The 12,276-nt window shown below is 65.8% G+C and carries 8 protein-coding genes; 4 read left to right on the forward strand and 4 right to left on the reverse strand.

Going from position 1 to position 12,276, the window contains the following annotated elements:
* Nucleotides 1-15 precede the first annotated feature (15 nt).
* The 3 genes from MTX19_RS05925 to MTX19_RS05935 all read right to left on the reverse strand — a co-directional run bounded on the left by MTX19_RS05925 (nucleotide 16) and on the right by MTX19_RS05935 (nucleotide 5,258).
* Nucleotides 16-852, reverse strand: coding sequence for a hypothetical protein (locus tag MTX19_RS05925; protein WP_280985883.1), 837 nt, complete (start codon nucleotides 850-852; stop codon nucleotides 16-18).
* 110 nt (nucleotides 853-962) lie between these two features.
* On the reverse strand, nucleotides 963-4,361 hold the full coding sequence (locus MTX19_RS05930; protein ID WP_280982828.1) for a hypothetical protein: 3,399 nt from the start codon (nucleotides 4,359-4,361) through the stop codon (nucleotides 963-965).
* A gap of 309 nt (nucleotides 4,362-4,670) precedes the next feature.
* On the reverse strand, nucleotides 4,671-5,258 hold the full coding sequence (locus MTX19_RS05935; RefSeq protein ID WP_280982829.1) for a PadR family transcriptional regulator: 588 nt from the start codon (nucleotides 5,256-5,258) through the stop codon (nucleotides 4,671-4,673).
* A 155-nt stretch (nucleotides 5,259-5,413) separates the two neighbouring features.
* On the opposite strand from MTX19_RS05935, the gene MTX19_RS05940 reads away from it, so the two are divergent.
* The 4 genes from MTX19_RS05940 (at nucleotide 5,414) to MTX19_RS05955 (ending at nucleotide 11,244) form a co-directional block, all read left to right on the forward strand.
* Entirely contained in the window at nucleotides 5,414-5,830 is a 417-nt protein-coding gene (locus tag MTX19_RS05940) for a nuclear transport factor 2 family protein (RefSeq protein ID WP_280982830.1), read from the forward strand.
* Between the two features lie 96 nt (nucleotides 5,831-5,926).
* The gene (locus MTX19_RS05945) at nucleotides 5,927-7,717 is read left to right on the forward strand and encodes an acyl-CoA dehydrogenase C-terminal domain-containing protein (RefSeq protein WP_280982831.1); all 1,791 of its coding nucleotides are present in this window, start codon (nucleotides 5,927-5,929) and stop codon (nucleotides 7,715-7,717) included.
* 73 nt (nucleotides 7,718-7,790) lie between these two features.
* Nucleotides 7,791-8,999 carry an acetyl-CoA C-acetyltransferase gene (locus tag MTX19_RS05950; protein ID WP_280982832.1) on the forward strand — a complete coding sequence of 403 codons (1,209 nt, stop codon included), beginning with the start codon at nucleotides 7,791-7,793 and terminating at the stop codon, nucleotides 8,997-8,999.
* A 19-nt stretch (nucleotides 9,000-9,018) separates the two neighbouring features.
* Nucleotides 9,019-11,244: a 3-hydroxyacyl-CoA dehydrogenase NAD-binding domain-containing protein gene (locus tag MTX19_RS05955; RefSeq protein ID WP_280982833.1), complete on the forward strand. Its 2,226-nt coding sequence runs from the start codon at nucleotides 9,019-9,021 to the stop codon at nucleotides 11,242-11,244.
* Between the two features lie 350 nt (nucleotides 11,245-11,594).
* Here MTX19_RS05955 and gstA read toward each other — a convergent pair whose 3' ends face one another.
* Nucleotides 11,595-12,212, reverse strand: a complete 618-nt coding sequence (gene gstA, locus MTX19_RS05960) for a glutathione transferase GstA (RefSeq protein WP_280982834.1) — start codon at nucleotides 12,210-12,212, stop codon at nucleotides 11,595-11,597.
* Between the last annotated feature and the right edge of the window lie 64 nt (nucleotides 12,213-12,276).

The following is a 12,276-nucleotide window of genomic DNA, read 5'->3' on the forward strand; positions in this document are numbered from 1 at the left end:
GACGGCCACATCGATTCAGGGCCGATCGACCGGTGTGGTGATGAGGTTCATCGCAAACGCGTCTTTCGGATTGAGCCAGCGAATATCCGAGGTCTGCGACATGAGCTCGACGATTCTGGAGGAAACGCCCATCTTGGTCATGTAGCCGAGCACCCGGCCCTGGGTGCGCTGGGTCTCCGCGACGGGATCGTGCATCGGCCCTTCCGTGGTGAAGCGGTGGACGCCGAGCAACGATCCATGAATGCCGTAGCGGGTCTTGCCGCCGGCATAGACCAGCACGCAGGCGCTGGCGCAGGACGCCGCGCGCACCTGTCCAGAAGCGTCCGCCGTGCCGACCGCAGTGGCGAGCCCGTGCGCACGGATGATCTCGCCCATGATGGTACCCTGGTTCAACTTGCCGCCGTCGGACGACAGCAGGATCACATCACCCGGCGAGAGTTGCGCCTTCTTAAGCTGATCGTGAAGCCAGCTTGCGCTGGCCACGCCGATGTCGCCGCTGATGGCAAGCGCCCGCCGGCCTCGGCCCGAGCCGTCAATGTCAACGTTCGGAATGACCGCCGACTTCATGCTCGGCGCGACGAGGGTTTCGCGCGAATAATCCCAGGCGCCCGGCCGCGACAGATCGCGATAGGCGCGAATCGCGACACCCGACAGTAGCAGGACGAAGATCACCACGGACCAGACGGAAGGTCTGAAAATGCCGTGCTGAGGGGGAACGTTTGCGCGGCGAGGTGCGGCTGCGCGAGGCGGTCCGTCGCGATACGGCGGCTGGCGCGGCGGCGCGATGCGCGGACCGGTTGGCGACGAACGGTGCACTCCCGTTCCTTCGTCCAGGCGGTCGTCGGCAGACAAGCGGGGTCCTCCCAGCGGCAAGCGCTGTTCGTGCGGCGCGTGCCTATCTACACGGTTAGATTGCTGAGGGATAGGACCGCCAAGCCGGGATGGTGCCCGGCTGAGCTGCGTTAGTGGGCGACCAGCGCCGCGGTTCGCTTCGCCGGCTGCCTGACCGACTTCGCTGCCGCAGGCCGTGCGGGGGTGGCGTCCCAGCCGCCGGGCGGGGTCAGCACATTGACCGCGTCGCTGGGCTGCTGCTCGGCGGTGAAGGTCTGGATCGCGAGCTTCGCCGCCGCCAGCGACTGTGGGTCCAGCCGCTTGGCGATGTCGTCGCGCTTGTGGCCGGCGTCGGCGTCACCCTGCGCGGCGGCCAGGCTGAACCATTTGAAGGATTCGGCAAGGTTCTGTTCGACGCCGATGCCGCGGGCATAGAGGATGCCGAGGTTGAACTGGCTGTCGGCAACGCCGCGATCGGCGGCCTTGCGGAACCACTGCGCCGCGCTCTTGTAGTCGGCGCCCTTGCCGCCGCCGTCGGCGTCGAGCACGGCGAGATTATGCATCGCCTTGGCGTTGCCGCGCTCGGCGGCCTGCACATAATAGCGCCGCGCCATATCGACGTCGCGCTTCACGCTGAGGCCCTTCTCGTAGAAGGTGCCGAGCCGGAAGATCGCCGGCACCAGGCCGGCCTGCGCCGCGCGGCCATACCATTTGGCGGCTTCGTCGAGATTGGCGGCGACGCCCTTGCCCTCGGCATAGCGCACGCCGACCTCGTAGGCCGCGGCCGGATCGCCCTTCATCGCGGCGGCACGCAGCGCCGGTCCGCCGATCGCGTCAGGCAGCTTCTCGCCCGCCGGAATCTGGATCGTGCCGAGCTTGCCGGGAATAGCCGACGGCGCCGAGGTCGCCGGAATCGTGCCGGTGACGTCGTTATTGACCGGCGGCGGCGCCACTGGAGCAGCGGCCGGGGCTGGCGCGGGAGACGAAGGGATCGTCACCTGCGCGCTGTCGAGCGTGTTCGGCGCGGAGCTGTTGTTGGACTGCCGGTCGAGCGGGGTCGGCGAGGTCATCGACGGCCCGGAAGCCGCCGATGGCGCGGCGGGCGCCGGTGGGGCGAGGTTTTGAGGGGGCCGCTGCACCGGGGCTGCGGCCGGCTCGCTGCTTTCCATCGCAGGCAGCTGCGGCGCCGAGCCGGTGTCGAGCAGGTTCATCGCGATCTTGAAAGTGCCGAGCACGATCACGACCACGCTCGCACCGACCAGCAGCGAGCGGATCTTGGAGGTGATGGTCGACGGCTGGCCTTCGGGCGAGCCGGCCTTGATCGCGGCCTTGGCCTTCTCGGCCTTGTCAGCCTTCTCCTTGGCCTTCGCTGCAGCCTTGCTGGCGGCGCGCGCCGCCTTCTCGTTGACCGGCTGAGCGGCGGCAGCCTGCGCGGCGCGGCGCGCGGCGGCGATGAAGCTCGATGTCGAGACCGGCTCCTTCTTGCCGGCGGGAAGATCTCTGATCGCGCTTTCGGACGCGGCGATCCGCTCCGACGGCGACGACATGCGCCCCGCAGGACGCGTGCCCGGCTCGAGCGGATGATCCGGCGGCAGTTCGGGCGCGATCGCGGCGCGCGCCGCATGCGGCTCGAGGATCTCGCTGATGGCGCGCGGCGGGGTCGGCGGCAGCGGTGGCGGCGTGGCTGCGGCCTGGGGCTCGGCGGCGTGGAAGTCGCGCGGCGCGGCGGCGAAGTGCTCCTGCGCGAGGGCAGGATTGGGCAGCTCGGGCTTGTACTGTTCAGGCTTGGGCTGCGCGACCGGCTGCGGCACCGCCGCCCGCGGTTCGGCCACAGCGGGCGCCGGCGGCGCGGTGCGAACCGTGCGCAAATCGTTCTCGATCATCGCCAGGCGATCAACGACATGACCGAGCGTGCTGTGGACCGTCTCCAGCGAATCCTGAGTGCGGCGATCGGTCTCCGCCTGGCTGAAGCGGATGTCGGACAGCTCGCGCTTCATCATGTCGACGATGCCGCTGTCCATCGTCGGCTGCGGGGCGGACGTGGCGCTGAAGTTGCGGGTGGCGTCGGCGAGCGAGGCGATGTGGGCGTGCTGGGCCTCGAGGTGCCGCATGATGTCATGCAGCCCTTCCTCGACCCGGCCGAGATTGCCGGTGCGCTGATCGGCGGCTTCGAGACGCTCGAGCAGATACGACACGCGCTGTTCGAGATGGGCGAAGGCCGATGCGCTGTCGTTGCCGACCTGCAAGCGGTCGATCCGCTCCGACAGGGCGCGCACCGCATTCTCGATCGCGTCGCTATTGTCGTGACCGGCCGGCCGTTCGCGGCCTTCCAGCGTCGTGGCCAGCGCGGCGATCCGTTGTTCGAGCATCGCGAAGGCATCGCCCTGACCGTCGGCGCGCGACATCTGCGAGAGCTGGTCGACCTTCGCCGACAGCGCGTGGACGTCCTCGGAGAGCCGCAGCAGCGCGTCGTTGGAGGCGACGTTGGAGACGATGGCGCGCAGCGCCGCAATTGCGCCCTCGAGCTGATGCACCGTCGACGGATCGTCGTTGGCGCGCAGGATCATGTCGAGCTTGGCGCCGAGATTGCGGATCGCTTCGTCGTAGCCGGTGAGCTGCTCGGCCGGGGTCAGCGTGCGCAGCACCTCGCGGATCTCGGACAGGGCACGCTCGATACCGGCGATCGCCTGGCCGTTACCGTTGTTGCTTTCGAGCCGGATCTCGTCGATCCTGCGGTGCAGCGAGCGGATCTCGTTCTCGATCGATTCGATCGCCCGGCGCGGCATCGCCTCGGTGATGGCCTGGCGGATTTCCGCAAGCTCGCCACGGAAGGCAGCGATCGATTGCTCGATATGATCGGGACGCTGCAGCGCCTCGATCTGGCTCGTGATCTTGAGCAGGTGCCGCTCGAGCGAAGAGAAGTCCGGTCCGCTGGGCGCGGCCTGCGGCGGCGCATTGCGTGGCGGCGTCTGCGCGGGCGCGGGAGCGTCGAGCTCGTTCTGACGCGCGGCGATCTCCGCGATCGCGGAATCGAACGAGGCCGGGCTCAGCGGCGGCGAGGGGCGATAGATCTGCGCGGCGGCACGCTCGACCGCCTCAGCCTGGCGCTGCCGCTCCTGCTGCGGGCGGTCAGGCATCTGCGGCTCGCGGGCCGGTTGCGGCCTGGAAATCTGTGAGAGGCGAGCATCGAGGCGCGAAATGGCGTCGTTCAATTGCCGGGCGACGGCCGGCTGGCCGCGCGGCACCTCGGCGCGCACGGCCTCGCCGCGCGACACGGGCCTCGCAATCTGTTCGATCTGGCGGGTGATCGCGTCCAGCCGCTGGTGGATGTCGGCGACCTCGCGGCTCTCCCGGCTCGGCATCGGCGGCCGTTGCTCGTAGGACGCGCGCCAATCCGGCGGCGTTGCATCGCCGACGGTTGAATTCAGCCAGTCGTTCAGCGACATGCCGGCGCGGCGCGCTGCCGCCTCCGCCCTCTCGCGGACGGAGGGATCGATGCCGTCAACACTCCACGATACGCGCGAATTCATGATTCCGTCCGGTCCCGACTCCGGCGCCACACCCTGCGCCCACAGCCTCCCCGCGCATTCCGGTTAAGAGACAATCGAATTCTGCGCGGGTCGTCTGCCTCAGCTGCCGACTTTTTCCCGTCACGGTAAATAACGGGTTAAGGAATGGGGCTAACGAACCTTAAAGTTCGGGAATCGCGGAACCAGTTGCGCCGGATCAGGACAGCGGAGCGGTTTCGAGCGAGGCAGATACCGGCTCGCGTGAAGAAAGCGGGTCAAACAAAAAAACTTGAAGATCGGTTCTGATTCAATCAGAGCCAATCTCGGCCGTCAGCCGCCGCTTTCGCGCTTGCTGTCGTCGAGCTGCAGCACCTTGCCGCGACCAGCGATCGCGGACAGCGCGTCGAGAGCTTCCTCGCACCATTCCACCACCACGCGCTCGTGCCGCATCCCGATGCGCAAGCCGAGCATCTTGCCAAGATCGGCCGGCGGCGCGCTGCCGTCGGGAAAGCGCTTGTTGAGCAGGCGTTCGTAGCGCTCATAGCGGTCGCGGTGATGCTCGAGCCGCGCCATCAAATCGGCACGCAGCGGCTCGATGTCGACGCTGTCCAGCGCATAGAGCCGGACCAGCAGGTCATCCTTGATCGACGGCGGCACGCTCGGCCGCGCCGCCCAGTGCTTCAGCGCCGCGCGGCCCTCCGGCGTCAGGGTGTAGACCAGCTTGTTGGGCTTGCCCGATTGCACCACCTCGCGGCCCTGGACATGACCCTTGTCGCGCAGCCGGGACAGCTCGCGATAGATCTGCTGGTGGTCGGCCTTCCAGAAGAAGCCGATCGAGGCATCGAACGTCTTGGCGAGCTCATAGCCCGTCATCGGACGTTCCGTGAGGCATGCGAGGATTGCGTCACCGAGCGCCAACGCCCACCTCCATCTCAGTTCCCAGACCGCATTCTGAAGTTCGCTTGACTTTATGCATTGTTGTGCATATGCGTCAATATGCATATGCGGATCCTCTAGCCTTTATGAGGCGCGGATCGATCTTCAGGCTCCTAACCCACCGCAGGAGACGTCCGATGAAGAGACCGGGCCTCGACAAGTGGTACGCCTACATGAAGTCCCACGACACATCGGCGCTATGGGACCTCCTGCATCCCGACGCGGTGTTCGAAAGCCCGGTGGTGCACACGCCGCAGCGCGGCCGCGACATCACCTTCAAATATCTGACCAGCGCCGCCAAGGTGCTCGCCGGCCCGACTTTCAGATATCTCGGAGAATGGACCAACGAGACCGGCGCCGTGCTCGAATTCGAGAACGAGATCGACGGCATCAGGATCAACGGCGTCGATATCATCAGCTTCGATGCCGACGGCCGGATTACGCATTTCAAGGTGATGGTGCGCCCGCTCAAGGCCATCAACATGCTGCATCGGCTGATGGGAGACGAGCTGATGAAGCAGGGCGGCGCAACGTCGCAAGCTCAGTCTCAATAGTGTCACTGCCGCGGACCTCCGGAAGCGGATAAGGTCCATTCAAGGGAACCCCAGGAAAAAGCTGCGCTGCCAATGCCAGCCAGCCGGGAGAACATCATGCCGACTTACAAAGCCCCCGTCGAAGACGTCAGCTTCCTGCTCAACGACGTCTTCCAGATCGATCGCTACGACAATCTTCCGGGCTTCACCGATGCGTCGGCCGATGTGCGTGAAGCGATCCTCGGCGAGGCCGCGAAGCTCAGCGAGGAGGTGCTGCAGCCGTTGAACCGCACCGGCGATCTCGAAGGCTGCAAGCGCAATGATGACGGCAGCGTCACCACGCCGAAGGGCTTCAAGGATGCGTTCAAGCAGGTCGCCGAAGGCGGCTGGCTCGGGCTCTCGGCGCCATCAGAATATGGCGGGCAGGGCCTGCCGGTGGTGCTCAGCCAGGCGGTCAACGAATTCCAGATCTCCGCCAACATGGCGTTCTCGATGTATGGCGGGCTGACCATGGGCGCGACCGCGGCGCTGCTGGTGCATGGCACCCCGGAGCAGAAGAAGACCTACGTGCCGAAGATGGTTGCGGGTGAGTGGACCGGCACCATGAACCTGACCGAGCCGCATTGCGGCACTGACCTCGGTCTCCTGCGTACCAAGGCCGTGCGGCAGGCCGACGGCAGCTTCAAGATTTCCGGCACCAAGATCTTCATCTCCGCCGGCGAGCACGACCTCGCCGAGAACATCATCCATCTTGTGCTGGCGCGCATCGAAGGCGCGCCGGCCGGCATCAAGGGAGTCTCGCTCTTTGTCGTTCCCAAGGTGCTGGTCAACGCCGATGGCTCGCTGGGTGCGCGCAACGGCGTCAGTTGCGGCTCGATCGAGCACAAGATGGGCATTCACGGCAATTCCACCTGCGTGATGAACTACGACAGCGCCACCGGCTGGCTGATCGGTGAAGAGAACAAGGGCATGCAGGGCATGTTCGTGATGATGAACGAGGCTCGCCTCGGCGTCGCCGTGCAGGGCCTCGCGCAGTCCGAAGTCGCCTATCAGAACGCGGTCGCCTATGCGCGCGAGCGCCTGCAGGGCCGTTCGCTGACGGGACCGAAGGCGCCGGACAAGCCGGCCGATCCGATCATCGTGCATCCCGACGTGCGCCGCGTGCTGCTCTCGATCCGCGCCTTCAACGAAGGAGCGCGCGCGATGGTGATCTGGACCGCGCTGAAGAGCGACGTCGCCCACCGCTCCAACGATCCGAAGGATCGCCAGGAGGCGGACGATCACATGGGCCTGATGACGCCGGTGCTGAAGGGCGTGCTCACCGATACCGGCTTCGCCAACACGGTTGCCGCCCAGCAGGTGTTCGGCGGCCATGGCTACATCGCCGAGCACGGCATGGAGCAGTTCGTGCGTGATGCGCGCATAGCCATGATCTATGAGGGCGCCAATGGCATCCAGGCGCTCGATCTGGTCGGCCGCAAGCTGCCCCGCGACGGCGGCCGCGCCGCGATGGCATTCTTCGGCGAGGTTGGGGCCCACGCCAAGGAGCATGGCGGCGACGAGGCGATGAAGCCGTTCATCACCCCGCTCTCCACCGCGCTCGGCCATCTGCAGCAGGCGACCGGCTGGCTGATGCAGAACGCGCTGACCAAGCCCGACAATGCCGGCGCCGCTGCGACCGATTACATGAAATTGTTCGGCCTCGTAGCGCTCGCTTATATGTGGGCGAAGATGGCCAAGGTGGCGCAGGACAAGATCGCGGCCGGCGCCGCGACGCCGCACCTGACCACCAAGCTCGTGACCGGACGCTTCTTCATGGAGAAGCTGCTGCCGGAGACCGCCGTGCACCTGGCGCGCATCCAGAGCGGCAGTGCGACCACAATGGAACTGGCCGCGGAAGCGTTCTGAAAATTGTCGCCGCCCCGCTCGCGGCGGCGCTCCGTTTTGTTATATATTATGATCCTCATATAAGGAGGGCGTCATGCCTGAGGCATATATCTACGATCACGTTCGCACCCCGCGCGGCCGCGGCAAGCCCGATGGCGCGCTTCACGAGGTCACCGCGCTGGCGCTCGCCACGGTGCCGCTGAAGGCGCTGAAGCAACGCAACAACCTTCCCGAGGACAGTGTCGACGACGTCGTGCTCGGCGTGGTCGATCCGGTCGGCGAGGCGGGCTCCGACATCGCGCGTTTCGCCGCGCTGAACGCCGGCCTTGGTGAAAAGGTGCCGGGCGTGCAGATCAGCCGCTTCTGCGCCTCCGGTCTCGACGCCGTGAATTTTGCGGCAGCCCAGATCATGAGCGGACAACATGAGCTGGTGATCGGCGGCGGCGCGGAATCGATGAGCCGCGTCGGCATCGGTGCCTCCGGCGGAGCCTGGCCGATGGATCCCTCGATGGCGGTGCCGGCCTATTTCATGCCGCAGGGTGTCTCGGCCGATCTGATCGCGACCAAATACGGATTTTCGCGCGATGATGTCGACGCCTACGCCGTGCAGAGCCAGCAGCGCGCGGCCAAGGCCTGGGACGAGGGCCGCTTCAAGAATTCGGTGGTGCCGGTCAAGGACGTCAACGGGCTGACCATCCTCGCCAAGGACGAGCACATGCGTCCCTCGACGACGATGCAGTCGCTCGCGCAACTGCAGCCGTCATTTGCGGCGGTGGCGGCGATGGCCGGCTTCGACGCGGTGGCGGTGCAGTCGCACCCCGAGGTCGAGAAGGTCAACTACGTGCACCATGCCGGCAACTCGTCCGGCATCGTCGACGGCGCCGGCGCGGTGCTGCTCGGCAGCAGGGAGGCGGGCACCAAGCACGGCCTGAAGCCGCGTGCGAAGATCCGCGCCTTCGCCAATATCGGCTCGGAGCCGGCGATGATGCTGACCGGTCCGGTCGACGTCACCGAAAAGCTGTTCGCGCGCTCCGGCATGACAAAGTCGGACATCGACCTGTTCGAGCTCAACGAGGCCTTTGCCTCGGTGGTGCTGCGCTACATCCAAGCCTTCGACATCGACAATGCCAAGATCAACGTCAATGGCGGCGCGATCGCGCTCGGCCATCCGCTGGGCGCGACCGGCGCGATGATCCTCGGCACCGTGCTCGACGAACTCGAGCGCACCAACAAGGAGACGGCGCTGGTGACGCTGTGCATCGGCGGCGGCATGGGCACCGCCACCATCATCGAGCGCGTCTGAGGCGAGGGGAGCGAACAACATGGCTTACAAGAATTTCAAGTTCGAAACCGACGCCGACGGCATTGCGCTCGTCACCTGGGATATTCCGGGGCGCTCGATGAATGTGCTCGACGAGACCTCGATTCTGGAGATCGAGGAGATCGTCAAGCAGACCACGAATGATCCCGCGATCAAGGGCATCGTCACCACCTCGGCCAAGGAGGCGTTCTGCGCCGGCGCCGATCTTTCGATGCTCGAGGGCATGAGCCGCACCTATTCCGATCTCCTGAAGGAGAAGGGCGAGGAAGCCGCCAACCAGGTGCTGTTCGACCAGAGCCGTCGCTTCTCGCAGGCGTTCCGCTCGATCGAGATCTCGGGCAAGCCGTGGGTCGCCGCGATCAATGGCCTGGCGCTCGGCGGCGGCTTCGAGATCACGCTGTCCTGCCACTACCGGGTTGCGGCGGAGAATCCGAAGACGCGGCTCGGCCTGCCCGAGATCAAGGTCGGTCTGTTCCCCGGCGCCGGCGGCACCCAGCGCGTGCCGCGCATCGTGCCGCCGCAGGACGCGATGACGCTGTTGCTGAAGGGCGAGGCGGTCAATCTCGCCCGCGCCAAGGCACTCAATTTGATTCACGCCATCGTTCCCGCGTCCGACCTGATCAAGGCCGCGAAGGACTGGATCAAGGGCGGCGGCAAGGCGGTCGCGCCGTGGGACGAGAAAGGCTTCAAGCTGCCCGGCGGTCCGGTGTTCTCGAAGGCCGGCATGCAGATGTTCCCGGCCGGCAACGCGATCTACCGCCGCGAGACCTACGACAACTATCCGGCCGCGCGCGCCATCATGAGCTGCGTCTATGAAGGCCTGCAGCTGCCGATCGACGCCGCGTTGCGCGTCGAATCACGCTACTTCGCCAAGATCCTGCGCTCGAACGAAGCGGCCGCGATGATCCGCTCGCTGTTCCTGTCGATGCAGGAATTGAACAAGGGCGCGCGGCGTCCGGCCGGCGTGCCGCCGACCAAGGTGAAGAAGCTCGCCGTGATTGGCGCCGGCTTCATGGGAGCCAGCGTCGGCTATGTCTCGGCGCAGGCCGGCATCGACGTGGTGCTGGTCGATCGCGACCAGGAGAGCGCCGACAAGGGCAAGGCCCACGCCAAGACCGTGATCGACGGGCAGGTTGCCAAGGGACGCATGAAGCAGGAGGCGGGCGACGCCGTCCTGTCGCGCATCACCGCAACGGCTGATTACAACGCGATCAAGGAGTGCGACCTCGTCATCGAGGCCGTGTTCGAGGACCGCAAGGTCAAGGCGGACACCTTCGCCAAGGCGCAGCCGCTGTTGAAGGAAGGCGCGATCTTCGCCTCCAACACCTCGACCCTGCCGATCAACTCGCTGGCGGAGGAGTTCAAGGACCAGGGCCGCTTCCTCGGCATCCATTTCTTCTCGCCGGTCGAGAAGATGATGCTGGTCGAGATTATCCTGGGCAAGAACACCGGCGATGTCGCGCTGGCGACCGCGCTCGACTATGTGCGCGCGATCGGCAAGACCCCGATCGTGGTCAACGACTCGAGAGGCTTCTTCGCCAATCGCTGCGTGATGCGATACATCGCGGAAGGCAACGAGATGCTGCTCGAAGGTGTGCCGCCGGCGATGATCGAGAACACCGCCAAGATGGCCGGCATGCCGGTCGGCCCGCTGTCGCTGCAGGACGAGGTCGCGCTCGATCTCGGCCTGAAGATCACCAAGGCGACCGAAGCCGATCTCGGCCCCAACGCGGTCAACCAGGCGCAGAAGAAGCTGATGGTCGAGATGGTCGAGAAGCAGGGCCGCTTGGGCCGCAAGAACGGCAAGGGCTTCTACGACTATCCCGAGAAGGGCAAGGGCCAGAAATGCCTGTGGCCCGGGCTCGCCGGTCTGCAGCCGAAGCATCTCGACCCCGACACGCTCGACGTCGAGGAGCTGAAGCAGCGCTTCCTGGTGGCGCAGGCGGTGGAGGCCGCGCGCACCGTCGAGGACCGCGTCATCACCGACATGCGCGAAGCCGATGTCGGCTCGATCCTCGGTTTCGGCTTCGCGCCGTTCACCGGCGGCACGCTGTCCTATATCGACTTCATGGGCACCAGGAAGTTCGTCGAGCTGTGCCACACATTCGAGAAGAAGTACGGCTCGCGCTTCACGCCGCCCAAGCTGCTCGAGGAAATGGCCGCCAAGGGCGAGACCTTCTACGGCCGCTTCCCGCCGAAGAAGCCGGCCGCGCAGGCCGCGGAGTAATCGCACGGCGTTGCTCACCTCCCCTTGAAAAGGGGAGGTCGCTTTGCTCGCGAGAGCAAAGCGGGTGGGGATCTTCTCTCCACATCCGCCGGTGCCTGTGGCTGGACCCCCATCCCGACCTTCCCCCTTTCAGGGGGAAGGAGAAGGGCTTCGTAGCCCGGATGGAGCGGAGCGAAATCCGGGACCGGATTATCCGCGGATGGGCTTGCCCCGGATTGGGCGGAGCCCGCCATTGGGCGCGCATTCGCGCGACCCGTTGGCTCCATCCGGGCTAGGCGTTTTGCATTGCTGTAAACACAAAGGGCCGGATCGTCGATCCGGCCCTTTCGCTATGCTTGGAAATTGCGGCCTCACGCCGCCTTCAGCAGGCCTTCCTTCTTCAGGGCCTCCTGCACCTTCGGGCGCGTGGCAACGCGGGCCTTGTAGGCCATGACGTTGGGCAGGCCGGAGAGATCGAAGCCGAGCCGGTCGGTCGCCCACATGATCATGGTAAAGAGGTAGCCGTCGGCGACGGTGAACTGGTTGCCCATCAGGTAGTCGCGGCCGGCGAGCTGGCTGTCGACATATTTGAACTTGCCCATCGCGCGGTCCTTGAAGAACGCCTTGGCATCGTCGGACAGCACGGGCGAGAACATCGGGCCGAGATTCTTGTGCAGCTCGGTCGTGATGTAGTTCAGCCATTCCAGCAGCTTGTAGCGCTCGTTGGAGTCACGGGCAGGCGCCAGCTTCTTGTCCGCGACCTTGTCGGCGATCATCTGGATGATGATCGGTCCCTCGGTGACCAGTTCCCCGGAATCGAGCGCCAGCGCCGGCACCTGGCCCTTCGGGTTCACTTTCAGGAAATCGTCGCCGTTTTCGAGCTTCTTGGCACGCAAATCGACCTTCACGAGGTCGTAGGGCAGGCCGGCTTCGAGCAGCGCGATATGGGGCGAGAGGGAGCAGGCACCGGGGGTGTAATAAAGCTTCATGGGTATTTCCTTCCCTTGTTCTTGGCGGCGGGAGAGGGATTGCCTACATGCACCTGCATGAAAT

This window comes from Bradyrhizobium sp. ISRA464 (assembly GCF_029910095.1).
GTDB lineage: Bacteria > Pseudomonadota > Alphaproteobacteria > Rhizobiales > Xanthobacteraceae > Bradyrhizobium.